This window comes from Desulfoplanes sp. PS50 (genome assembly GCF_053851535.1).
Genome location: NZ_JBSPZA010000039.1, coordinates 1 through 25,209, shown reverse-complemented (window position 1 = coordinate 25,209; position 25,209 = coordinate 1). Strand labels below are relative to the sequence as shown.

General features: G+C 55.2%; 22 protein-coding genes. 14 read left to right on the top strand and 8 right to left on the bottom strand.

From position 1 onward, the window contains the following. From ACTVJH_RS14105 to ACTVJH_RS14060, 10 genes are all read left to right on the top strand, one after another. Positions 1-1,238 (top strand): LysM peptidoglycan-binding domain-containing protein (locus ACTVJH_RS14105; RefSeq protein WP_455992007.1); only part of this gene is annotated, 1,238 nt, incomplete at its 5' end. 25 nt (positions 1,239-1,263) lie between these two features. Continuing rightward, entirely contained in the window at positions 1,264-1,581 is a 318-nt protein-coding gene (locus ACTVJH_RS14100) for a hypothetical protein (RefSeq protein WP_455992004.1), read from the top strand. A gap of 252 nt (positions 1,582-1,833) precedes the next feature. Then, positions 1,834-3,240 (top strand): NAD(P)/FAD-dependent oxidoreductase, encoded by a 1,407-nt coding sequence (locus ACTVJH_RS14095; protein ID WP_455992002.1) that lies wholly within the window; start codon positions 1,834-1,836, stop codon positions 3,238-3,240. A gap of 266 nt (positions 3,241-3,506) precedes the next feature. Next, the gene (locus tag ACTVJH_RS14090) at positions 3,507-3,833 is read left to right on the top strand and encodes a hypothetical protein (protein ID WP_455991999.1); all 327 of its coding nucleotides are present in this window, start codon (positions 3,507-3,509) and stop codon (positions 3,831-3,833) included. 181 nt (positions 3,834-4,014) lie between these two features. After that, positions 4,015-4,524 (top strand): type II 3-dehydroquinate dehydratase, encoded by a 510-nt coding sequence (locus ACTVJH_RS14085; RefSeq protein ID WP_455991996.1) that lies wholly within the window; start codon positions 4,015-4,017, stop codon positions 4,522-4,524. Positions 4,525-4,714: 190 nt separating this feature from the next. After that, positions 4,715-5,275 carry an elongation factor P gene (gene efp, locus ACTVJH_RS14080; RefSeq protein ID WP_455991993.1) on the top strand — a complete coding sequence of 187 codons (561 nt, stop codon included), beginning with the start codon at positions 4,715-4,717 and terminating at the stop codon, positions 5,273-5,275. 150 nt (positions 5,276-5,425) lie between these two features. After that, positions 5,426-7,591, top strand: coding sequence for a DNA translocase FtsK (locus ACTVJH_RS14075; RefSeq protein WP_455991991.1), 2,166 nt, complete (start codon positions 5,426-5,428; stop codon positions 7,589-7,591). Positions 7,592-7,740: 149 nt separating this feature from the next. After that, positions 7,741-8,220 carry a hypothetical protein gene (locus ACTVJH_RS14070; protein WP_455991989.1) on the top strand — a complete coding sequence of 160 codons (480 nt, stop codon included), beginning with the start codon at positions 7,741-7,743 and terminating at the stop codon, positions 8,218-8,220. Between the two features lie 143 nt (positions 8,221-8,363). After that, positions 8,364-9,773, top strand: a complete 1,410-nt coding sequence (locus tag ACTVJH_RS14065; RefSeq protein WP_455991987.1) for an aspartate kinase — start codon at positions 8,364-8,366, stop codon at positions 9,771-9,773. Continuing rightward, on the top strand, positions 9,770-10,441 hold the full coding sequence (locus ACTVJH_RS14060; RefSeq protein WP_455991985.1) for a class I SAM-dependent methyltransferase: 672 nt from the start codon (positions 9,770-9,772) through the stop codon (positions 10,439-10,441). Before ACTVJH_RS14065 ends, ACTVJH_RS14060 begins: the two co-directional genes overlap by 4 nt. A gap of 108 nt (positions 10,442-10,549) precedes the next feature. Here the strand turns inward: ACTVJH_RS14060 and ACTVJH_RS14055 are convergent, their stop codons facing one another. From ACTVJH_RS14055 to ACTVJH_RS14040, 4 genes are all read right to left on the bottom strand, one after another. Continuing rightward, entirely contained in the window at positions 10,550-10,792 is a 243-nt protein-coding gene (locus ACTVJH_RS14055) for a YgaP family membrane protein (RefSeq protein WP_455991983.1), read from the bottom strand. 240 nt (positions 10,793-11,032) lie between these two features. Beyond that, positions 11,033-12,373 (bottom strand): deoxyribodipyrimidine photo-lyase, encoded by a 1,341-nt coding sequence (locus tag ACTVJH_RS14050; RefSeq protein ID WP_455991981.1) that lies wholly within the window; start codon positions 12,371-12,373, stop codon positions 11,033-11,035. Then, positions 12,373-14,403, bottom strand: a complete 2,031-nt coding sequence (locus ACTVJH_RS14045; RefSeq protein WP_455991978.1) for a DUF2867 domain-containing protein — start codon at positions 14,401-14,403, stop codon at positions 12,373-12,375. Before ACTVJH_RS14045 ends, ACTVJH_RS14050 begins: the two co-directional genes overlap by 1 nt. 19 nt (positions 14,404-14,422) lie before the next feature. Further along, entirely contained in the window at positions 14,423-15,376 is a 954-nt protein-coding gene (locus ACTVJH_RS14040; protein WP_455992009.1) for a YbgA family protein, read from the bottom strand. Positions 15,377-15,704: 328 nt separating this feature from the next. Between ACTVJH_RS14040 and creA the strand changes: the two genes are divergently transcribed. Both creA and ACTVJH_RS14030 read left to right on the top strand, forming a co-directional pair. Next, entirely contained in the window at positions 15,705-16,175 is a 471-nt protein-coding gene (gene creA / locus ACTVJH_RS14035) for a protein CreA (protein ID WP_455991975.1), read from the top strand. A 33-nt stretch (positions 16,176-16,208) separates the two neighbouring features. Then, positions 16,209-16,691 carry a DUF3124 domain-containing protein gene (locus ACTVJH_RS14030; protein ID WP_455991972.1) on the top strand — a complete coding sequence of 161 codons (483 nt, stop codon included), beginning with the start codon at positions 16,209-16,211 and terminating at the stop codon, positions 16,689-16,691. Between the two features lie 34 nt (positions 16,692-16,725). On the opposite strand, the gene ACTVJH_RS14025 is transcribed toward ACTVJH_RS14030, so the two are convergent. Beyond that, on the bottom strand, positions 16,726-17,274 hold the full coding sequence (locus tag ACTVJH_RS14025; protein WP_455991969.1) for a hypothetical protein: 549 nt from the start codon (positions 17,272-17,274) through the stop codon (positions 16,726-16,728). A gap of 241 nt (positions 17,275-17,515) precedes the next feature. Here ACTVJH_RS14025 and ACTVJH_RS14020 point away from each other — a divergent pair, with 241 nt between their 5' ends. Further along, positions 17,516-17,785, top strand: coding sequence for a hypothetical protein (locus ACTVJH_RS14020; RefSeq protein ID WP_455991966.1), 270 nt, complete (start codon positions 17,516-17,518; stop codon positions 17,783-17,785). A gap of 104 nt (positions 17,786-17,889) precedes the next feature. Here ACTVJH_RS14020 and ACTVJH_RS14015 read toward each other — a convergent pair whose 3' ends face one another. Then, positions 17,890-20,025: an ATP-dependent helicase gene (locus ACTVJH_RS14015; protein WP_455991964.1), complete on the bottom strand. Its 2,136-nt coding sequence runs from the start codon at positions 20,023-20,025 to the stop codon at positions 17,890-17,892. 632 nt (positions 20,026-20,657) lie between these two features. Here ACTVJH_RS14015 and ACTVJH_RS14010 point away from each other — a divergent pair. Beyond that, entirely contained in the window at positions 20,658-22,886 is a 2,229-nt protein-coding gene (locus ACTVJH_RS14010) for a SulP family inorganic anion transporter (RefSeq protein WP_455991961.1), read from the top strand. Positions 22,887-23,121: 235 nt separating this feature from the next. Here ACTVJH_RS14010 and ACTVJH_RS14005 read toward each other — a convergent pair whose 3' ends face one another. Beyond that, positions 23,122-23,973 (bottom strand): hypothetical protein, encoded by an 852-nt coding sequence (locus ACTVJH_RS14005; protein WP_455991958.1) that lies wholly within the window; start codon positions 23,971-23,973, stop codon positions 23,122-23,124. Between the two features lie 11 nt (positions 23,974-23,984). Beyond that, entirely contained in the window at positions 23,985-24,956 is a 972-nt protein-coding gene (gene thiL / locus ACTVJH_RS14000; RefSeq protein ID WP_455991955.1) for a thiamine-phosphate kinase, read from the bottom strand. Positions 24,957-25,209: the final 253 nt, after the last annotated feature.

Genomic DNA, 25,209 nt, shown 5'->3' with positions numbered 1-25,209 from the left:
TGGGCCCGAAAGCAGGGCAGAAAGCCACATCCAGTCCCAGGAAACAACAGGGTCCGACCGGGAAAGCGGCAACGGCTGTACCAGCCCCTTTTTTGCCTACCACCTACACCTTCAAGCGCGGGGATACATTAATCGGGGTATTGCAGCAGAAAACCCGCATGGATCCGCGGGAAATCATGGGTTCCTATATGCAAAAGGTTCTCGCTGTGAATCCGGAGATCTCCAATATCGACCTCGTCCATCCAGGTCAGAGCGTAACCATTCCTCGTCCGGACAGCTTTAAACAACCAGCCCCTGATTCCCCCAAATCCGTGACCCCGGACAAACCTTTTTTCATATCACCGCCCCCCCCTGGGCTGACAGGTCTGAGCACCGATCAGGCCAGGGCATATATCCGAGAATGTCTTGAAATCATGGGCTTTGTCTTCACCCAGGGAAAAGAGACCTTTTTCCCTTTGTCCGACAAAGAGTGGTTGCGCATCGACACGACAACCACCCCGCTTATTGAAAGTCCCTGGGGAACCTCCCTGGTTCTTGTTTCCCCGGCAACAAAAAACGTTCCAACCAATGATCTTTCAAGGGCCGGAATCACCCTATGCACCGTGCCAACGACATGGAACCCGCTTCTGGTCATGCAATCTCTGGCCGAAAAATTTCCAGACAAGCTGGCCGTTGTCCCAGCATCCAGCGAAATTACACAAAAAATCGGCCGGATGCATACCAGGGTGCAGGTGGACATCACCGTCCAAGCCTTGTGGTCACAACCCAAGCGCTTTTTTTGTTTTCATGTCCTGGACACAAATCAGGCCCCTTTTTCCGCCATACTCTCCGCCCTGCTCGTACAGGGCGACATTCACCTTATTCAATTCCAACACACCAGAAACAGGCGTCTGGTGCGCATCGACCACCCGCAGATCAGAAAAGAAGATATCTACATCCCAACCATCTCCCACAGCAAACTGCACACCCTCACCGCGCATCAGTGGGGTCAGCCCTTTCCAGTTCCCGGGCTTGCCAAGGCCCCCGAAATCACGCCTCGCAAAGCAGAAATCACGCTTTACTGGACAGCAGGCAGGGCACGTATCGCCCTTGTGGCCCATGCCCTGCAACTTGACGGCGAGGACCATGCGGTCGTCCTTCTTGACCACGAAATGAAAGATCCCTATCTCGTCGCCCTGCTCGAACTCGAGGGCGTCTCCTGTCACGCCCTCATCCCAGCGCAGGCCCCGACCCATTGAACCTTCAGCCTCTTTGCAACCACCAATGACCATTCATATCCGCTTCTACGGCCAACTTCGAAACATTCCCGATGACCTGCGTCCCCGGATTCAAAATCTTTTCAAGGAGTTTGAACTCTACGAACAAGAAAACGCCCTGGATTTCGAATACGAAGGGGTCTATATCGACCATGAACCCTATCTCGAAGAGATTACGGCCATCCTCGGCGACCAGGCCTTGGGTCAGGTCGATTTCATCGATCTGATCGACTGGCAGATGTTTCGCTATGTCATCCAAGAGGGAAGAATCACTGAAAACGAGATTCCCCTCAACGAGGTTCTTGAAAAATATAACGTGGAATAATTCACCCCGTGTTGTAATCCCTGCAAAACACATGTGTTCGCATGGACGCCCTTGAAATGCCATGGCCGTCCCCGCAAGGATTGCTTCAAAAAATTATTTGCACAACCACCATCCCCCTGTTTATGGATACAATGCTGCTTAGCGCGCTTCGTGTTCCTTGATACGTGGTGAAGCAGCGATCAGAGATACCCGTTTTCGTTGACGGCTTCTGCACTTTGCAACCAACCCCTACTTGTGATTTTTGACGGTACCATGACCCCTTCAGCACCCAAACAGACATCCTTTGACGTCATCATCGTCGGCGGCGGCCCGGCCGGGCTTTTTTCCGCCTATTATCTTTCAGCCCACTCGGATCTGAGCGTTTTGCTCATTGAAAAGGGCAAACCCTCCCTGAAACGCAAATGCCCCATCAGCGGCGAGGAACACGGGGAATGCATCAAGTGCAGACCGTGCAATATTCTCTCGGGAATTGGCGGGGCCGGACTTTTTTCCGACGGCAAACTCAATTTCATCCACAAACTGGGTAAAACCGACCTGACCCAGTTTTTATCGGTCTCCAAAGCCAGGGCATTGATTAAAGAGACCGAAGAAATCTTCAATGCCTACGGCATGGACGGCCAGGTCTATCCCACGGATATGGAAGCGGCTGAGGCCATCAGACGACGCTCCAGAAAACACGGTGTGGATCTTTTGCTGATCAAGCAGAAACATCTGGGAAGCGATCGCCTCCCCCACCACATGGCCAAAATGGTCGCGGCCCTGCGTGAAAATATCATCATCCACACCTCGGAAACCGCCAAGGACATCGTTGTCACAAACGGACAGATTCAGGGCGTGGTCACCAACCGAACCACCTATTCGGCCAAGAATGTCATTCTGGCTCCCGGACGGGTCGGGGCTGAATGGATGGGAACCATTGCCAACAAATACCATCTTCCCCTGTATCAGCGGGGTATTGAAGTCGGTGTCCGGGTCGAGGTGCACAAGGAGATCCTGCAGGATCTCTGTGACATCATCTATGATCCGACCTTCTTCATTCAAACCGAGAAATACGACGACCAGACCAGGACCTTTTGCACCAACCAGGGCGGCTATGTAGCCCTGGAAAACTACCAGGATTTTGTCTGCGTCAACGGACACGCCTATATGGACAAGAAATCCGAAAATACCAATTTCGCCTTTTTGTCCAAGGTGGTTTTAAACGATCCCGTGACCGACAACCAGGCCTACGGAGAATCCATCGGCAAGCTGGCCACGCTCATCGGCGGGGGCAAACCCCTGCTCCAACGGTTCGGGGATCTCAAACGGGGACGCAGATCCACCTGGCCAAGGATCCACAAGAGTTATGTGGAACCAACCCTGACCAATGTGGTCTGCGGCGATCTCGCCATGGCCCTGCCCGAGAGAATCCTGACCAATATCGTGGAAGGATTGGAGAAACTCAATCTCGCGGTTCCCGGCATCGCCAACAACGAAACCCTGCTCTACGCCCCGGAAATCAAATTCTTCGCCACCCAGGTCGAAACAAGCAATGACCTGGAAACGGCCATCAGGGGGTTGTTCGTTGCCGGAGACGGCCCCGGGGTTGCCGGAAACATTGTCTCGGCCAGCGCCACCGGACTCATTCCGGCCAAGGCGATCATTACGCGAATGGCCTGAAACACGGGCGGAAACCATCAGTACAGACATTGTTTGCCCCGCGTATTTGCACGGGGCAGTTGATTGATCACCAAGGCCCTTCAATCCCTGGGAATGCCTGAAGGTGCCGACCACACGCTTACATGACGATCAAAAAGGTGAGACCATGAAACTACTCAACGGTATGAGCCGACTGCTCTTCTATCTGACATTCTTCCCCTTTCTTCTGGGTCTGCTCGCCTTTGCCAACTGGCTGTTTCCCCTGTTCGTCTAACCTTGGATCTGCCATGACCGAACGTTTTGCCCATCCCCGCGGTGTGTTGGCCGACCTGCTGGACAGTGATCCACAGGAAATCCATGATGACTGGCTTCGTGACAAGGAAATCTTTACCCTGCTCACCGAATACTACAGCCCGTCCCTTTCGGTCCTGCGGGAACTCGAAAGTCCGGTGCCGGGAGTGATCCCCCGGCTCAATGCCGTGGGAACGACGCTGGACAAAAAAGCATACGCCGACCGGGTCAGGGCCAGAATCACCGCCCTGGAGCAGAAAAAACAGGCAAAAAAAAGCGGCCTGTCCGGTTTGGTCAAAAGATTGCTGCATCGACAGAGATAACCCCTTCACGGGGTAACGAACAGTCCGCCGATGGTTCTTCACAGGGCACAGGTGTTCTCATGCACGTACCTGAAATATGATGGCCCGCTTGCCCGGCCTTGAGAACAAATCAGCCGTGAAGTTTTCACCTGCGCACTGCGCACTTTTGCCCGTACACTTCAGCACGCCTTGAGGATTCGTCATGTCCCACCCCTTGCCCATCCTGATCATAAACGGCCCCAACCTGGGATGTATCGGCAAACGCCAGCCCGCAATCTATGGTTCCGAGTCCATGGACGATCTCCCCGCCATGATACAAACGGTCATGGGAGAAAATGCCGCTCGCATCGATCTTGAACTCTACCAGTCCAACAGCGAGGGCCACCTCATCGACCGCCTGGAACAGGCCTGGAAGGACAAGATGGCCGGCATCGTCATAAACGCCGGTGCCTACACCCACACCAGCCTGGCCCTGGCCGACTGTCTGGCCTGGATCAAAATTCCCTGTGTCGAGGTCCACATCAGTAACGTCCATGCGCGTTCCAACGCCATGCGCCACACCAGCCTCATCGCCCCCTCCTGTATCGGCGTTATTGCGGGTTTGGGCATAATGGGCTATGCATACGGGGTTCAGGCGCTGTTTTATCAGATCAAAAAGAGTGCGCAGGGTGAGAAAAGTGCGCAGTGCGCAGTACGCAGTGCGCAGGTATGAAAACGGTCGTGGCCTGGACAAAGGTGTCACATTACAAACCAAATTTTCGCCCATTACAGTCATCCCGGCACGTGCCGGGATGACTGTAAGCTTGGCACTGCGAACTACATACTGCGCCCTGCGCACTGCGTACTGCGTACTGCGCACTTTTATCCTCTATCCATTTTTTCATCTTCCCCAGGAGTGATGCATGATTTCGACAACCGACTTCAAGAAAGGCAAAAAAATAGAAATTGACGGTGACCCCTGTGAAATCCTTGATTTCCAGCATTTCAAACCCGGCAAGGGCGGAGCCTTCATGCGCACCAAATGGCGCAACCTGCTCACGGGTTCAGTCGTCGAGAAAAACTTCAGGGCGGGAACCAAGTTTGGCGAGCCCGACGTGGAAACCAAGGAAATGCAATACCTGTACAACGACGGCACTGCCTATGTGTTCATGGACTTGACCACCTATGAACAGATTTCCGTTGAAGAGGATGTCATGGCCGGCAAGGGCGGGTATATCCAGGACGGGCAGACCCTCAAGGTGATGAATTACAAGGGCCGTCCCATTGATATAGACATTCCCCTGTCCGTGGTTCTCGAGGTGACGAGCACCGATCCGGGTCTCAAGGGAGATACGGTCAGCAGCGCGACCAAGCCGGCCACCCTGGAAACCGGGATCACCGTCAATGTTCCCCTGTTCATCAATGAAGGCGACAAGATCAAGGTGGATACCCGATCCGGAGATTACCAGGGACGGGAAAACTGAAACATTTTTTCAGCACACCTTTTGCGACGCAAAATGTCACACCTATCACACAAAGGCCAAGGAAACACTTCCATGGCCTTTGCGTGCTTTATGTATCAGGACCACATCCGGCATGATTACACCCGATCCGGACAATGAGACAATGACGACATGATCGAACCACGCGCCAATCTTTACCGCGAATTTTCAGCCCTGGCACTTTTTTTCCTAGCCATTTTTCTGGGATTGAGTCTGTTCACCTTTTCACCGAGTGATCCGGGATTCAATCATCAGGCAGGCCACGGTGTACCCATTGCCAATCAGGCAGGAATCATCGGGGCCTATAGCGCAGGCCTGCTGGTGGATATCTTCGGTCTGGGCGCACTGATCTGGCCCTTTGTCCTGCTGGGATGGGCAACGGTCCTTGTTTTTCCGAGACTGCGGCCGTCCGGCTGGCGGGTCATTGGAGGAACGATCACCTGTATCCTCGCCTTGGTCTGGCTTTCCTTCCCCTTTGCCCAGGAACATATCCGCCTGCTTCAGATGGACGGAGGGGGCTTTTTGGGATCCACCCTGTTTTCCCTTTCAAACACCTATCTGAAAAGTTACGGAACCATCCTGGTCCTCGCCTTTGCCACTGTCGTCAGTATTCAGATCTGTTTCGGATTTTCCTGGACATCCGTCTGCAAACGGACACGGGCCAAATTTCTGGACATCTGGTACAAACACCTTGAACGCAAGGCCAGAAAGCGCAAGATCGCCACCAACAAGCCAGCGGACCCCAAACCTCGCCGCAAGCAACCGGTTGGCGAACATCCCGGGCAAAAAACATCTGGCGCGAAAAAACCCCCTCAACCCGCCTCTCCGGCTCCCACCCGATCCGGACCCCTTTTCCGGGACTCGCAGAGCGAGCTTCCCGGACTGGAACTTTTAACGCCTGTGCCGGATTCCCAGCCCAGGATTCCCCAAAGTCAGCTGGACGATTTGGCCCGACGCCTCAAGGAATGTCTGGCGGATTTTTCCATTCAGGGGGAAGTCCAGCGCATCCAGCCCGGACCGGTCATCACCATGCTCGAATTCAAGCCCGCACCCGGGGTGAAAATCAGCAAGATTTCCGGACTGGGCAACGATCTCTCCCTGGCCCTCAAGGCCATGGCGGTGCGCATTGTCGCTCCCCTGCCGGGCAAAGATACCGTGGGCATCGAGATCCCCAACCAGGAGCGCCAGACCGTCTATCTTCAGGAAATTCTCTCCTCCCCGGTCTTCACCAAGACCAAGGCCAGGATCCCCCTGGCCCTGGGCAAGGACATTCAGGGACAACCCCGTCAGGCGGATCTCGCCACCATGCCCCATCTTCTGGTGGCCGGCGCCACGGGTGCGGGTAAATCCGTGTGCCTGAACACCCTTATCTTGAGCATTCTGTACAAATCCGGGCCCGAGGATGTGAAACTTCTGCTCGTGGACCCCAAACGGATCGAGCTGGCCGTGTATGGATCATTGCCCCACCTGGTCCATCCCGTGGTCACGGATATGTCCCTGGCCAAGAATGCCCTGGAATGGGCCGTTTACGAGATGGAACAACGCTATGAGGCCATGGCCAAGGTCGGGGTCCGCAATATCGCCGGCTACAACCAGAAACTCACGTCCATGGGCAAGGTTCGGCCGGAGGAATTGCAGGATCTCACCCCGTACCCCTATCTGGTGATTATTGTCGACGAGCTGGCCGATCTCATGCTCACGGCGGGCAAGGAGGTCGAGGTCTCCATTGTCAGGCTGGCCCAGCTTGCCCGGGCCGCGGGCATTCATCTCATCCTGGCCACGCAACGGCCATCCGTTGACGTGGTCACCGGTCTCATCAAGGCCAATTTTCCTTCCAGAATCGCCTTTCAGGTCAGCTCCAAGCATGATTCCCGGACCATCCTGGACGGGGTGGGCGCCGAGTATCTGCTTGGATGCGGTGACATGCTCTTCAAGAAGAGCGGGGGCAACCTGACCCGTATCCACGGCGCGTTTGTGGACGATGATGAAATCAACGCGGTAGTCGCCTTCTGGGCTGAAACAGGTAACCAGGAGTTTGATCTGGATTTTACCAGCTGGAAACAGGAGCAGGATGCCTATGACGGGTCCGGAGGTTCAGGAAACGACATTGTGGACGATCCCAAGTACAGCGAGGCCGTCGGCTTTGTCATGGACCACGGCAAGGCGTCCATTTCCCTGATCCAGCGCAGATTGCGCATCGGTTTCAACAAGGCCGCCCGATTCATCGAACAGATGGAACAAGACGGGATCATCGGCCCCCAGGAAGGGAGCAAACCCCGAAGCGTGATCAAAAAATAACACAACCACGGGGTGTTCCAATTTCCAACGCAGATGCGCAGCCGCCCATCCCAACACCCAGGCGTCACCCCAATTAACCATCTAAAATATTTAAACTTCCTAAATTTTATTACTTCCTAAAAATTTCTAAAACTTCAAGGACCACCCCCATGGCTCTTTCCGACGGATCGATCAAAGAACATATCTTTCAAACCGTGATGGCCCGTCTCGACCGGGATCTCGAGCGCCGCCGCGAGGCCCTGACCGACTACCTCGCATTGACCATGCCCAATCTGGATGAAAAAATCTCGGACCATTTGGCAACCATGGTACCCACGGTCCTTCCGGATCTCTATGCCAAATGGGTCTCCCTGTTCGCGGCCCGCCTTTTGGAGACCGTTCCTAGAAACCAGCTTGAATTTCTCTGTGACGGCAGCGAAGAAAACTCCGCCACCCTGATCCTTATCTACATCATGTTTCTGGAATCCGAGCGCATGGAACAACAGATCGAGGACGACCTCAAGAGCTACGGCCTTAAACACTCGGGCGACCAGGACATGGGTGGTCTTGTGGCCGATTTTCTGCGGGCCAAGGTGGACCAGTTGCGCGAATCGGTGGGGACACGGACGGGCTCGGGGGGCACGGGCTGACACGGACGGGCACGGACCTTCACGGCCCCCCGACCACGAAACCGCCGGATGCAGCCGTATCGTTGTTCCTGCGCACTGCCTCCTGCGCACTGCGCACTAACCACTTAAAACCTAAAACTTAAAACCTAAAACCGAATTTCTCCATGCACGTCATCAAAATCGGAGGCGGATGCCTTCATGGCAGAACGACCATCGCCCAGATCCTGGACCTCATCGCGGTTCACGGGAAGGGGCACGTCATTGTGGTTTCCGCGCTCAACGGGATCACCAACAGCCTGATCCAGGGCATGGAGCTGGCCCTGGCGGATGAAGAAAATATTCCCGCCATTATCAGCCGGCTCAAGAGCAAACATATTCTGGTTGCCAACCATTTGATCGCCTGCAGAAAAAAACAGCAGGAATACGCCCGGGATCTGGCCAAATCCTTGAGTCGGCTGGAACGTCTCTACTACGGACTCAATTTCACCCGGGAGATATCTCCGAGGATGCGGGACATCATCAGCAGCTTCGGGGAACGGTTTTCAGCAGCCCTGCTCGCCTTTGCCCTTGAATGCCGAGGATGCAAGGCAACCTACCGACTGCCGCACAAAATCGGGATGATCACCGACGGCAAATTCGGGGACGCTACAGCCAATCTCCCGGCAACGGTAGACCATTTCACAACCCATCTCTTGCCGATCACCGGCCCGGACACCGTGGTCTTTGTGCCCGGTTTTTTCGGAGTCAGTGAAGCAGGCGACATTACCACCTTCGGCCGGGGGGGGAGCGATTACTCAGCCGCCGTGGTAGCAGCCGCCCTGGATGCACAGCGCCTGGAAATATGGAAGGACGTGGATGGATTTTTGAGCGCCGATCCCCGGATGGTCCACACTGCGACCCTCATTCCCACCCTCTCCTACGAGGAGGCGGCCGAGCTGGCCTATTTTGGCGCGGCCATCCTGCACCCCAGGACCATCGAGCCGGTCCGCCAAAAAAACATTCCCATCATCATCAAAAACACCCTCAATCCCGAGGTCCAGGGCTCCATCATCACGGCAGAAAGCCCGAAGCAGACCAGGGCCGTCAAGAGCGTGGCCCATACAACGGACATCGGCATTCTCAAGGTCCATGCCTCGGGAGTCGGTGCCAGACAGGGCATCCTCGGGCTGGTGGCCAACCGGATCGCCGAGGCCGGGATCAATATCAAATCCGTTGTCACCTCCCAGACCTGCATCAGTCTGCTTCTGGCCAGTGGTGATCTCGAGGCCGGACACAAGGCCCTGGCAACGCTCAAGCCCGAACCCTACCAGCGGATCGAAAAAATCGACAACGTCGCCCTTATCGCCATCGTGGGAGACGGTCTGCTCCAGTGCAAGGGTATTGCGGCCCGCTGTTTCGGGGCCGTTGCCAAGGCGGACGTGTGCATCGAGATGATCTCCTTTGGCCCCTCCCGGGCGGCTCTCTATTTCCTGGTCCCAAGGGAGGCACTCAACACAACCATCAATGCCATCCACACAACCTTTTTCCCGAAAAACGATCAGGTGCCATCAAAGGGACGGCCTTCAATGCCATGAAGCCGACTCATGACCACAATACAGAATATCGGGTCGTGGCCCCCTTTTACGATCTGATCATAGCACCCATGCTTCTTCCGGAATACCGGGAAGCCTTGACCCTGGCAAAAGAACTTGAAGCGAAAACCGTGGTCGATCTGTGCTGCGGAACCGGTGCCCTGGCCGGGCGATTGGCCGACCAGGGGCTTACGGTCACAGGCGTTGATCTCTCCTGCGACATGCTCAGGCAGGCCCGCAAGGCAAAACGCCCGAACCTGACCTTCCTCCGAAAAAACGCGGCCTGGACCGCCCTGCCCTCGGAAGGTTTCGACCTGGCCATCATTTCCATGGCCCTGCACGAAAAACCCCTTTTCTTGCGCCAGGCCATCATCGCCGAGGCCAAACGACTGATACCTCCCCGGGGTCACATCCTGCTCATCGACTACAGCTCCACACCCCCGACCACTTTTTTGGAACGATTCCCCAGACTCTTTGCCACAGCCATTGAACGGCTTGCCGGCAAAAAGCACTATGCCCACTATCGCTCCTTCATCACCACCGGCGGGCTGGACAGCCTGACCACCCAAACCGGACTGGTCAGAGTCAGACAAACGACCTTTCACAGGGGACTTGTTCAGGCCTGCCTGACTCGACAGCAAGCCGACCGCCCACGGACAGAGATCTCCTGATCGCTGGTGACGGATACGCCACAAAAAGCCGCTGTTTCTGAAGGCTTTCAGAAACAGCGGCTGGTTTGTATCATCCGACAACGGTCCCTCTTTCCCGGACCGATGCACTCATTTCATTCGCAAGGGCTTTTTGGCATCCTTGGTTGCCGAATCCGGGATAAGCTCCCTGTCGTCCTTGCAGGTGGAAAAACCGAACACCGTATACAGGGGGCACCACCCGATGGCTGCAGTTGCCAGAGGGACAATGCCCACGAGTCCCCACCAGGAATCAAAAATTCCCCCCAGGGCGAGAAGAGAAAGACCGACACCCACACGGATGATCCGTTCCATCTTGCCGACATTGCATCGCATATCTACCTCCGCGGTAACAGAATGACGAAAATCACACGAGGATACACGCACCCATTTTCCGGGTAATGTCACCCTCGAGGGCGGGGACAGGGCACGTTTGTTCTCATGCAAGTACCTGAAACATAATGCCCGGCTCCTAAAAAAGAGTATCATTTTTTCGAGTTGTTCCTGCGCACTGCGCACTGCATCCTGCGCACTGCGCACTGCGTCCTGCGCACTGATTCCTGAGCACTGCCCACTTCACCTATCCTTGATGTACCGGTCCACATCGAATTTGCGTTTGCACCCGGCGGCACTCATGTACCGGACGGTACCGAAAACCGGACGTTCTTTCCAGGGTCGATCGTGCAGCCCTCCCATGGACCAGAGCACGCCCACGTAGCCGTTGGGGTCCCTTCCGTCGAGTTCGTACCGATCATTGAGATAGATGGCCGAAGAAATGGCCGCTTCGGGTGTTGGCGACCACTCGAGAATCTTCTTGGCCCAGTACATGCGCATATACCCGTGCATACAGCCGGTTCGCACCATCTGGCGTTGGGCCGCGTTCCACAGGGGGTCGTGGGTTGCGGCCCGTTGTAATTCGTCGGTGGTATAAACGTATTCACGGATATCCTGGCGATGCTTGTCCAGGGTGGCCCTGCCCCAGGCGGGTATCCCTTGGATGGAATCATAGTGTGTATTGAACAGACAAAAATTGTCCGTGAGTTCCCGCCTGATGACCATCTGCTCCAAAAAGGCCTGCTGCCCCTCGGTTCGCGGCAGATCCACCGCCTCAAGGGCCACGCGCTGGGGAGCGATCTGACCAAAATGTAGCCAGGGGGAAAGTCCGGAAAGCCCGTTTGCATTGGGGTCCCTGCTCGCCGTGTCATAGCGGTCCAGGTCATGGGCCATGAAGGCAGACATCCGGTCCATACCTCCCAGATATCCGGGGGTGATCCCGTGAACCGGAAGAACGGTCTGGTCCACATCAAGCTCACCTCTGAGCCCATCCCAGTCGGGCGGATCGCAGTCCTGCTCCCGGACGTCGAGATCCTCCACTGCGGGAAACGGCTCCATGAACTCCGCTAAAAGCCTCTGAATCCTGGGCCGGATGGTCCTGGCCGCGTATTCCTGCTTGGTGGAAACCCGCCAGGCCGGAACGATATTGTGCGCATCCACTTCATCCAAAGGAATAGTCAGATGTTCAAGAAGCTCTCGTTTCCAGCCCTGTTTGATACGCAACGGATCAAAATCCGTGACAACCAGGCCGCCGTCGCACTCCCTGACATACTCCCTGACCAGATCCGGGGGATGCCCGAAACGGACATGCAGACACATCCCCAACTCCCTGGCCCGCTTCCAGGTCGCCTGAAGCCCCTTGAGCATAAAATCGTATTGCCGGAGGCAGGCCCCTTCAAACGAGGGAACCAGACAAAAGAGAATCTGGAGCGAAACCCCGGCCTTTTTGGCCTCCTCGGCCGCATGGATCAGGGCCCAATTGTCATCCACCCGCTGATCCCGGCTCATCCAGTAGATCACCGGTCCCCTGCCCTGCGGGGCATCATTGAGCCTGCGGATCCGCTCGGGATGAACCATGGCCATCAGACCCGCTCCCGTGCCTGATCCTGGTCGACCAGGATCTCCTGGACATCCTGAAACCGCTCCACCACGAGATACCTAGATACCTGGACCGCACAAATCGCGGTGTCCGGATCAGTTACAAATCCTCCCAGACCCGGATGGCGATCCGTGAAAAGCGAGCGCATCGCTTCCAAAGACGCCCCGGACACCTCACTGGCTGTGCCCAGAACGGTCACCGCCATGGCCGTGTGGGGATCGTCACTGGAATTGTCCCGATTATCCGCGAGAAGGGAGACCGCGGGATGGGCGATCATGTTTTCGTATTTGAGCGATCGTCTCGGTGTGGCCAGGACAATGGTCGTCAGATCCGGTGTCACAGCAAAGGCCATCAGACTGCAATACGGGCCGGACGGGGAACGGGTCGCCAGGACCATACTTTTTTGCGTTGCAAAAAAATCCGAAAGTTTTTCCTGCCAGTCGGTATGTTCATGAAGCATGATGCCGGGTCTGACCTCTTCCACCAGGGGCTGGTCAAGAACACAGACCGGCTTTGAACCGGCCCTGACCGGTGGCGTGATGACCGGACACAGGATATGTTTGGTGATTCCCGAAAGCATGCCCTTGAAGATAACGACATGAAAGGGGGCGAACAGATACCAGTAGACAAGCCCCCAGAGTCCCCGGGGCAAAAAACGTGCACTTTGATAGAGCTCGGTGCGGCCCGCCCCCTGGGCAGTGAGGGTGAACTCGAGCAGGGCCTCGCCGGGAACCTTCATTTCAGCCAGCAGGGTCAGCTTCCTGTTTTCCTGCACGTCCAGAACCCGCCAGAAATCAAGGGCGTCTCCAACGCGGATGTTACGGGGATCACGCCGGCCCCGGCGCAGCCCCACTCCGCCGATGATCTTGTCAACGAATCCGCGAATCTTCCAGAGCAGATTGCCAAAGTACCATCCCCGCTCTCCCCCGATGGTTTGAATGCTCTCCCATACCTCGGCCGGGGTTGCCTGAAGCACGGTGGAATAGTTGCAGGAGAGAACCGTTCCCTTGGCATACTCATTGTCCCCGCAGGCCATCCACTCGGGATTCTGCACCGTCCCGGCATCACTCCAGCAGGTATCCACGGTCTGCTGGCGTACCCGCTGCAAGGCCCGGGAAATGGCCTCCCGACAGGTGAGCAGATTCTGGGGAATGAGCTCGGCGATACGCATGTCCGCGCAGACAACCTCGTTTTTGAGTCCCTCGGCCAGGGGCTGGGCAATGCTTTTTGGCAGGGGCGTGACCAGATTGATCCAATGGGAGCTCAGCCGCGGGGTGAGCACGGGAACCGGAATGATGATCCGTTTTTTGAGTCCTGCCTCCCGGGCATATGTCTGAAAAAGATCCTCATAGGAAAGGATGTCCGGTCCTCCGATATCAAAAACCTGCCCACGGGTGGCCGGTTCCTGCAGACAGCCGACCAGATAGCCCAGCACATTGCTGATGGCGATGGGCTGGCATCTGGTTCTGACCCACTTCGGGGTGAGCATGATCGGCAATCTGTCCGCAAGATACCTGAGAATCTCGAAAGACGCACTCCCGGCCCCCAGAATCATGGCCGCGCGCAGCCAGGTCACGGGGACCTCGCCTTGAGAGAGAATTTCGCCCACCTCCATGCGCGATTTGAGATGCTCGCTCAACTCCTTGTCCGGGTTGCCAAGTCCCCCCAGATAGATGATCTGCTCGAGACCGGCATGTGCCGAGGCCGCGACCATGTTTTCCGCGGCTGTGCGATCGGTGGAGGAAAAATCCCCTGTTTTCGCCTGCATGGCGTGGACCAGATAATAGGCTGCCTTGCATCCGGTAGCGGCCCGCTCCAGCGAATCCCGGTCCAGAACATCCACGGATACAATCTCGAGATGCGGATGGCGTCCATAGGGACGACAGGCCAGTTTGGAGGCCGAACGGGCCCCGGCCCGGACATGATACCCCTTGTCCAGGAGCATGGGGACGAGACGTCCTCCCACATAGCCGGTCGCCCCGAGAACAAGTATGGTTTCTTTGGTCGTATGCATATGGTCACCTGCCTCCTGATCATACATGGTTGAGCAGTCTCAGTTCCACTGGATGGGGATGAAGGTAATACTGATCGGACAGATACTCCTGGTCGTACAGCCGGACAAAGTGATTCAACAGCGTAATCGGCACGATCAGAGGAAGGTTGCCGTTTTTGTACTGGTCGATGATTTCCAAAAGTTCCTGCTTTTCGTCAGCGGTGAGATCCTTCTTGAAATAGCCCATGATATGCATGAGCACATTGACGTTCTTCTTGACCGTGGTCTTGAAGCTCAGAGCCCTGGTCAACATGGAAAAATAGGTATCGAACAACTCCCTGGGGTCCAGTTTTTTCCCCCCGGCCACCAGACGGCCCATCTCCGAATACCCCTTGGGATGCTGGGACATGATCATATATTTGTGCCGGGTATGAAAATCCACCAGGTTGCCCAGGGTCTGTCCCCTTTCAAGCATAATCCGCCACCGTTTCATGACAAAAAGCCTGCGGATGAAATTCTCCCTGAGTCCGGGGTCGTGCAGCCGGCCGTTGTCTTCAACCGGAAGCAGAGGGAAGCGATCCATGAACATGCGGGCAAAGATCCCTACACCCCCGGCTACGGGAAATCCCTTGTCGTTGTAAACCTTGACCCGCTCCATGCCCGAAGAGGGGGACTTGGGCATGAAGATGAACCCGCACAGATCGAGTTTTGCCAACCGCTCGAGTTCCTTGTTTCCCCAGCTTTGCATCTGTTCGGTATAATCGATGTTTGTTTTTCTGGTCACCAGCCGGGGATGGTCCGGATCGTTGCCCACCAGACGCAGGGCCTCCCGGGGGATGGGCATGCCGCACCCCACCTCGGGACATACCGGAACATATTCCAGATAGGGCCCGAGAACATCGGTCAAGAGACGACTGTGCTTGTGCGAACCGTCATAGCGAACAGGCTCTCCCATGAGACATGCACTCACACCGACCCGGATTTTTTTATCCATCATGTCCTCCTTGTGGACAATTACGTATTTTTAAGATCCTGCCAGGGCTGATCTGTTCTCCTGACCGGCTCACCCCGTTTAGAACGGTTTGAAACTCTCGCCGACTTCGTATTTCAGGTAGGTGCATGAGAACAAATATGCCTTGGGCATCCTACCCCGATTGATTGCAATATGCCACATATTTTGACGAGCATGATGCCATCTCCCGTTTCTGTGATCGGGAAGGTCGTGTTGCAAACCAACAGCGCTCAACGAGCGAGTTGACCCATCAGGTTCATGAGGGATATACCTTGATCATTCTTTGACAGACAACCCCTGATAGGAGCTCATGAAAAAAACATTCCTGTTTCTACTCACCTGTGTTCTCGCCACCGCCTCCATCGTCCTTGCCGAACAGATCGGTTCGGTGGATACGGCCTTTAAATTTCTCGGTCCTGACGACAAAATCGTGGTCGAATCCTTTGACGACCCTGATGTCGACGGGGTAACCTGCTACCTGAGCAGGGCCAAACGAGGCGGGGTTTCCGGAGCCCTCGGTGTTGCCGAAGACACCTCGGACGCATCCATTTCCTGCAGACAGACAGGCCCAGTCACCCTCCCCGAGGAGGTCAGAAATACCGACACAAAGGGACGCAAGGTTTTTAGAAAAAGAACCTCCATCCTTTTCAAGACCATGCAGGTCATCAGATTTTATGACCACAAACGCAATGTGCTCATCTATCTGACCTACAGCGACAAACTCATTGACGGCTCACCCAAAAACGCTATCTCCTGTGTGCCCATCCGCAAATGGGAATAAATGGATCGCACCTTTTTTCCAGAGGATTTTGACATGGCTACCCATTGCTTTCGATCGCTTTTTCTGGTCTGCCTGACCACTATCTGCCTCTTTAGCGGACCGGCCCTGGCCGAGGACGAACTCCACACCAGGGGCACCCTGTATGTTCCCGTCTATTCAAACATCTATTATGGCCCCAAGGCCCGTCCCTTCGAGCTCATGACCATCTTGAGCATCAGAAACACCGATCCCAAAAAATCGATCCGCATCGTCGAGGTCGACTATCATGACAACCATGGTGCACTGATCAAACGACATGTGACCGACCAGCTGATCCTTCCGCCCCTGGGATCGAAAGATTTCACGGTCCCCGAACAGGACAAGACCGGAGGGGTTGGCGCCAACTTCATCGTCACCTGGGAATCCGACAAACCGGTCAACGAACCGATCATCCAGGCGTTGATGGTCAGCACCCGCTCTTCCCTGGGCATATCGTTCATCTGTCCGGGTAAAAGGATCATCGTTCCAAACAAGTGATCGCTGAGGTTTGCCCGGCCGGGACAGATGGCGTTCAGCCGACCACAACCCGGTTTCTTCCTCCTTCCTTGGCCTGATACATACGTGCGTCCACCCGGGTGAACAGGGTCTGGACGAAAGAGGGCCGGGAACTTTTGTCCTGAAGTTCCCGGTCGTCGGCAAGGTAGGCACCTCCCTCTTTGCGGTTCACGCGAATAACCTCCCTGCCCGTATCGTCCAGAAAACGGATCTGATCGTAGACTCCTCTGACCCGGCTCATGGTAGTCAGAAAACCCTGCAACAGGGAACATCGAGACGCCTCATCGGCACAAAGGGGAAATCCCGTTCGCAAAACCTCGGCCACAAGCAGGGCATCTGAAACATGAGCGGCCAGATCCGTCTGGATAACCCGAATTTCCTGTTCGATGACATTACGCTCCCGCACCTTGATCCGTTCGATCCGCAGATGCCTTTGCGTTCCCAACCCTGTGCCGACCACGACGATTGCGACAAGGACAAGAGGGATAAAGTGAAACATGAAATCACGAAACACATGGAATGCTCCCTGTGCCTCGAGATCAAAGGATTCTTCGCTCTCACGCATTGACACTTCTCCCTGTTAATGGAATCAAATGACATCCGGTTCATGAAATACGGCCATGGTTACCAACTCTGCAGCTATTCGATCAGATTGCAACCTGGCTCCTTGAGCAACATGATATCCAAGGATAGATTGGAGCAGCAATCAGTGCAGTCAAGAAACAAGAGTATGTGAGCAATCCTTTGCCCGAGCCAAAGAGCCTGCAGGCATTTTCCACGCATCGATCACCCACCAAGGAGGAAACATGGAAATCACAGCCGAGAATCTGACAACCAAACTCAAGGAAATCCATCCGGAAATCGAAACATACGGCCTGGGACTTGCGGTCCACTTCGACACATCCAAACAGGCCTGGGTAGCCACCTTCAGCAAGGACGAGCATACGCTACAAACCCATATGGAAAAAGAAGACGTAGAGAACTGTATGAACAACGTACAATGCGTCTATGTCGGTGTCCAGCTTGGACAATTCATCAGGAACTATTGCGAGGGCGGACAGGAGTGCAAGCTCTAGGCACTGCAACAACCAGCCAGGGATCGTTCATACCCGGTCCGTGAAACGCAAAAAGGGATGCCGTGAACGGCATCCCTTTTTGCGTCATTGGTGCAGACGACCCGTCAATCTTCGATCAGATCCACATAATCCCTGACGATCACCTTGAGACCGAATCCCGGAAAATTGATCTTGTATTTGTCCGGCTCGATCCGCTCGACAATCTTGCCCCGGCCAAAAATCTTGTGCCTGCAGGCCCCCCCCCCTTTTTGGGTTAGAAAATCCGCCCCCTCTCCTGCCCTTTTTTGGGGAACAAAAGAGGAACATTTCCCGGCCGTATTGGCTTTTTTGGTCAGCCCACCGGCATAGGTCTCCTTGAATTCGGCGAACAGATGACCCGGGATATCCTGAAGAAATGGGCAGGGCATGGCGGGATCGTTGCTTTGATAATACCGGTTGTACAGGGCGCTTGGCACAAACAGGCCCAGATAGTCCCTGGCCCGGGTGCAGGCCACATACAACAATCTTCGTTCTTCCTCGAACTCTTCGTCCGAGTTCATGGCATGCTTGGAAGGAAACCGGTCCTCCACAAGATTGATGAGAATCACGGCCGACCATTCAAGTCCCTTGGACGAATGGACCGTGGACAGGATGAGATGATCTTCCCTGACATCGCTCTTGCCGAGCTGATCCGGATTATCCAGGGTCAGATCTGCCAGAAAGGTCTCGATATCCTTATATGGCGAGGCGATCTGGGCCAATTCGTCCAGACCGGCAATCCGGCGTGGATAATCATCCGGAAAGATACGCTCCACCAGGGGCTTGTAGTATTCGTATACCGCTTCCAGGGCGGACAGCGGTGTGGGTGAGGACTCGCGCAGGCTGTCGAGCAGGTTCATGACCGTACGTATCTGCCCTTTTTTCTTACATGCCGTGTCGATCCTCTCCCGATCACCACTGGCCACGGCGTGGAACAATCCCTCACAGGTCTTGGGCCCGACCCCCTTGATCCCTGAAAAGGCCCGGCGAAACGAAGGCAGATCCAACGGATTGGCCACCAGCTTGATGAAGGCGAGGGCGTCCTTGATGTGTGCGGCATCGGAAAACTTGATCCCCCCGTATTTCTGAAACCGGAGCCCGATCTTGTTGAGTTCCACTTCCAGGGCGTAGGAATGATAGCCGGCCCGGAACAAAACCGCTATCTCATGCAGGGGGAACTGTTTTTCCAGCTCAAGAATCTTGGCCACGACCAAACGGGCCTCGGTGGAATCACTCAGGGGCTTGACCAATTCAGGCAGGCTGGTCCCCTCCCGCTCGGAAAAAAGTTTCTTGGCGTATTTTTCCCTGGAACCGGCCAGAATGGCGTTGGTCAGGGAGAGGATCGGCTGGACCGAGCGATAGTTCTGTTCCAGCTTGATCACGGTGGTCCCGGGGAAGGCCTCGGGAAAATCGAAGATGTTCTGGATGTTCGCCCCTCTGAAGGCATAGATGGACTGGGCGTCATCCCCTACGGCCATGACATTGGCTGTTTCCCCGGCCAGGAGTTTGATCAGCCTGGCCTGGACCCGATTGGTATCCTGGTATTCATCGACCATGATATACTGGTAGGCCTGCCGTTCCGCCTCAAGAACATCGGGATGGGAGGTGAGCAATTCTTCAAGCACGAACAACAAGTCATCATAGTCGAAAACCTGGTAGTTTTTCTTGAGTTCCTTATAGCGTTCGCCAAGCCGCACGAGATCATCCCCGTAACTTCCCAGATGTCCGGCATCCTTGCGCAGGATATCTTCCAGATCCATCTCCTTGTTACGGGCCTGACTCAACAGCCCGATCACGGTGGATTTCTTGGGAAAGGATCGATCTCCCTTGGCAATGCCGAGTTCATCCTTGGCCTGTTTGACCAGGGCCTCGGCATCCGCGCGATCGAGAACGGTAAATCCCTTTTCATACCCCAGGAGATGGGCATACCTGCGCAGAAGAAAAAACGCGAAACTGTGAAACGTTCCCCCACGCACCGTGTGCATCCCCATACCCAACAATTCACCGGCCCGGGCGAGCATTTCCTGGGAGGCCTTGCGGGTGAAGGTAAGCAGCAGAATGGAAGTCGGGGGAATGCCCTGTTCCACCAGATAGGCGAGACGATAGACAATGGTCCGGGTTTTGCCGCTTCCGGCTCCTGCAATGACCAGCAAAGGGCCTTCAGTCGTTGTCGCTGCACGGTATTGGGCGGGATTGAGTTCGTTCTTGTAATCGATGAGCATAAAGGTATCGCAATGAAGTGCTTGGGTTGGAAGGAAGACGGATGCCGCCCTCGGGGTGTTTTGTGACAGGGATCCGGATGAACCTGCATCGAGATGCAGCGAGAAATGGATAGACGAGACAAGGGCAATGAGCAAGGTCGGAATGGTGTTTCAACAAGGCAAATTTGTTCTTGTCCAAGTACCTGGAATAGAGTGGCCGGCTTGCCCCGTTCCGGGCGGTTTGACTGTCTGACCGAGCCAGGCATCGTTCATCAAGCCGTTGCCGAACTTTTTGCCGAAAAACCATGTTCTTATGGAGCAACGGCTTGATGGTACGAGGCCCGCGAGGGAGTTTCAAAGCGCCCGGAATGGGGCAAGCCGGCCATGAGAACAAATCAGCCCTGGGTGTTTCAACCCAAAATCCCGTTGGAGGCTAACGCATCCTCCCGGATCCGCCCGAAAAAAAAACTCTACATAGTTCGACGTTTTTGTTAGTATCTTTCGCGTGAAAGTCTGCCATAAAAAACAAGAAAATTTTATAACCGCTTGAACTTGAAACTTAAAACCTCAAACTGCGGCTTGGCCGCATTAGGTATTTTTGCAGGTTCTTCCACTTTCTTTCACGTTGAAACAGACCAGACACCACCGCCACCATGCATGCATCCGTTGCCAGCCATCTTCGCGAACTTCTTGCCGACATCCGTTCCCCCAAACTCCTCCCGGGACTGATTCAGGGTGTGATCATCGGGGCCATTCTGGTCCTTGTGGAAATATCCTTTGCCAGCGTGATCTTTTCCGGTCCCTTGTCGTCGTTCGCCACCCGGGCGGCAGGCATGTGCATCTTCGGGGCGGCAGCCATGAGCCTGATCACCGGCCTGTTCAGCTCGTTCACCACAATGGTCAGCCTGCCCCAGGATACTCCGGTGGCCATTCTCTCCCTGGCAGCGGCTTCCATTGCCGCGACACTGGCAGCAGCGTCTCCTGAAGCGCAATTTGCAACGGTCAGCGCAACGATTATGGGATCGGCCCTGGTCACGGCGATTTTCTTCTGGGGAATAGGACGATTCAAATTCTCGAACATTGCCCGATTTCTGCCCTATCCGGTCATCGGAGGATTTCTTGCCGGCAGCGGTGCGGCACTCATGATCGGCAGCTTCGGCGTGATGACCGGAACCTCCCTTTCCTGGTCCACCCTTCCCCAGTATCTGAGCCTTGAATTGCTCGTTCATTGGTCTCCAGGCGTTGTTTTTGCCCTGATGGTGTTTGGGTTCATGCGACGCACCCAGCACGTTCTGATCCTACCGGGCTCCATGCTCGCGGGCTTTGCGATTTTTTTTCTTTTCGTTGCAATAACCGATTTCACCATCATCGATCTCAGGTCCAAAGGATGGCTGCTTGAAACCATGCCCTCGGGTCAGATCTGGCCGGGATTCACCCTTGAAACCGCCACCAGCATCCACTGGCTTACCCTTGTTCATCACCTGCCAGACATTCTGACAGTGGCCCTGCTCGCCCTTGTCGGTCTGATCCTGAACATGAACGGCATCGAGCTGGGGGCCAGGCAGGATATCGACCTGGACAGGGAATTACGCGTGGAATCGGCCGGAAACATGCTCGCCGCGCTGGGAGGTGGTTTTGCAGGATACGGCACCCTTTCCTTGAGCATGCTCGGCCCACGAAGCAGCACGGTGACCCGAATCATCCCCATCACCGCATCTCTGGTCTGTCTGGGTGTCCTTTTTTTGGGTGCCAACGGACTTTCTTTTCTTCCCAAACCCCTTCTCGGGGGACTGCTTTTCCTGCTCGGCTCCTTTTTTGTCCACGAATGGCTCGTGACCGGCTGGAAACGACTGACCCCGGTGGACTACCTGATCGTGGTCGCCATTGTCGTCACCATCGTGGCCAAGGGCTTTCTGCTCGGCGTCTCCCTGGGTCTCGGGCTGACCATCGTCATCTTCATGGTCCGATTCACCCGCATTCCCGTGATCCGGGAACAACACCCCCTGTCCGATCTTCGAAGTTCCACCAAGCGTTCCATCCCGGATCAGATCATTCTTTCCCAGCATGGACAGCAATGCCGAATATTCAAACTCACGGGGTACCTCTTTTTCGGATCGACCTTTTTTCTGGGCAAACAGGTCAAGGAACTTCTCGAAAGTGATTTACCCGTAAAGCGGGTCATCATCGATCTAAAACGCATTCACGGATTCGATATTTCCGCTGTTTCCACGTTTCAGCGTATGGGCCAGCAATGTCTGGCCAAAAATGTCTATATCTCACTGGCAGCCCCGCCCAGAAGATTGGTCCAGCTGCTCGAGAAAAACGCCTCCCCGGAGGTTATGGAGAGATTCACCCTCTACAGGGACGAGGACGGTGCCCTGGAAAAGGCTGAAGATGATATCTTGTCTGCCTATCACCAAACCCTGGAACAGGGACGCAAAGGAGCCCGGGTGCGCGAAGCCCTCTTCCATGCCGCTGCCGATGAACTGGATACCCATCTGAGGCAACAGGAACGCCTTGAAGAGATTCTGGAACGGATGGAAACCTTTATTGAAAGAAAATCGCTTGCAGCCGGTGAGATCCTTGTACAGGAGGGCAGCCTTTCCACGAAGGTATTTCTTGTCCTTTGGGGAAGCATTTCTCTTTTTGTGGATGATGATCAGGGCACCCCCCGCCGACTCGAGGTTCTGGGGCCGGGCAGGGTCATCGCCCCGCAAGCAGCCTGGCAGGCAGGCCCCTCGCCCTACACGGCCAGGGTCGAACACCAGGCATTGGTGGCCGGCATCTCCAGAGAAAAGCTCGCAGAATTGGAAGCAAAAGACCGGGAAACGGCCATGTTTTTTTACAAGTTCATGGCCCGGATGCTGACCCGAACACGCTAAAATACGACATGGCCGGGATCGAATCTCCTCGATCCCGGCCATGTCGTATTTTGAGTACAAATATCCTGTTTTTACTGCGTTTTTTTCCCGCCAACAAAAGGATACTCATGCGGCCAGCCGCAGTTTCAAGTTTTAGGTTTTGAGTTTCAAGTTCAAGCGGTTGCTAGAGCATGGCCGGTTCGCCCCGTTTTGGGCGGGTTGAGCCGGCCCTGAGAACAAACCGGTCTTGAGCCGATCACGCCCCCGGTACCGGACCTTTTCCAAGAACAACCTGAAAGGTTTCGATCAGCGTCTCTACATGGAGACAGGTCCAGGAAGAGACATTCTCCGGTTGAAGAACGCCTGAATCCCCCACGCTCACATCGAGCCCCTTGCGATGCATTTCTTCGCAGATAACCAGGTTCAAATTGTAGAAAATCCCGGCCAGATCCTTGTTAAAGGTCTCACGAGTCGGAAACGCGACCTCGGGAAGCTTTCCATAGGCAATCTGATAGGCCATGACGTCTGTCAAATAAAAGCCACAATAATAAACGGTTGTTCCTTCCACCAGGGTCATGAAGAACACGTGGTCGAATGTCTTCGAGGGAAGAATGTTGTCCACCTTTTTGACATGGGCCGTGTACCCCAGCCGATACAGATATTCCCGGGACATCTTACAAACCGAGGCAAAAACATGCTGATCGTCCAGACTTTCCAAAATGACCTGCAGGGAGGCTTCCTTCTTGCGAATATCCTCTTCAAATCGTTTGAGCTGCCTGGTGAGCTCCCTGATATCCAGATAGTTCCTCCTGGTCAGTGCCTCGCCCAGGAAAACATGGTTTGATCCCTGGGCGTGCAGCAACTCCTGGACCTGATCATCGGTCAGGTAATTCTTTCTGCGGGCCAGTTCGCCAAACCTGCCATGCCGACAGTGTTGTTCCTGCATGACATCAACGACCTGCTCTTTGGTCATGAATCCCTTGTTTATGGCAAGAGCACCGAGTAAGACATTACTCTCCCGCTGCAAGGCGATAGCCTCGTCGAGTTGTCCCTGGGTGATCAGACCCTGATCAAGGAGGAATTGTCCGAAAAACGTCGTTTTCATCATAGGTTCGTGTCTCATGGCTGGGAGTGCGTGCTGGAGAAATGGTCAAAGCCTTGTAATCGTATTTGCTTCCCTTGTAAACGAAACCCTTCACGGGTGACGGTTCCCAGCGCCCACGACCCTGGAACCCGTTGCAACACCACCTCCAGCGAGTCCGGTTCAACAGCTGCGAGCAATGCATAATCCTCCCCGCCCGTGAGACAAAATCGGGCCGGATCCTGGGCATGCCTGGCACAGTAGGAGATGACTTCCGCATGCATCACGGCGGGATCGATGGTCATATCCGCCCCTTGTCCCGAGGCAAGAAACCTGGGCAGATCCCGATCCAGGCCATCGGATACATCCATGGCCCCCCGGATTCCCGGCAACCCGGACATAATCAGCCCCTGGTCCACCTTGGGGTCGGGACGCAGATGGTGTTTCACACATTTAGGATAGCTCTGTTCCAAGATCCCCTGCTCGAGGGCGAGCAGACCGGTCCGGGCCATACCCAGGGTACCGACAACAAACAAGGCATCACCGATTCTGGTCGTACCCCGTTTGAGGACCTTTCCCGCAGGTGCCCCCCAGGCAGTGATCCCGACAGTGATCTTTTCCCCGCCACTCAAATCCCCACCGGTCAGGGCAATATGATACCGCCCGGCCAATGCTGCCATTCCCTTGAAAAAATCATCCCAGAATGCAACGGGAATCCCCGGAGGAGCCACCAGGGCCAGACTGAATCCCAGGGGAGCCGCCCCCATGGAGGCAAGATCACTCAAGTTCACGGCCAGGGCCTTGTGCCCGATATCCCAGGGTGAAAAATAGGACCTTCTGAAATGGACATCCTCCACAAAGAGATCCGTGGTCACGCACAGGGAATCCGGACAGGCAAACACAGCGCAATCATCCCCCCTGCCGAGATACAGTCCTGTATGATCCCGTGGAAAATACCTGTCGATGCAGGTAAGAAAATCCTGCTCGCTATGAAAAAAACCATCCTTCATGGATATTCCTTGGTCTGTCTGCCGACGAGTACCCCGCCCGATCGTAACCGGATACATCGCTTGTACCTCCGCCATGGTCTACAACGTTCCTTTTGTCCATACCTCCCAGCCGCCTCGGCAAGGCACATTTGTTCTTGTCCAAGTACCTGGAATAGAGTGGCCGGCTTGCCCCGTTCCGGGCGGTTTGACTGTCTGACCGAGCCAGGCATCGTTCATCAAGCCGTTGCCGGACTTTTTGCCGAAAAACCATGTT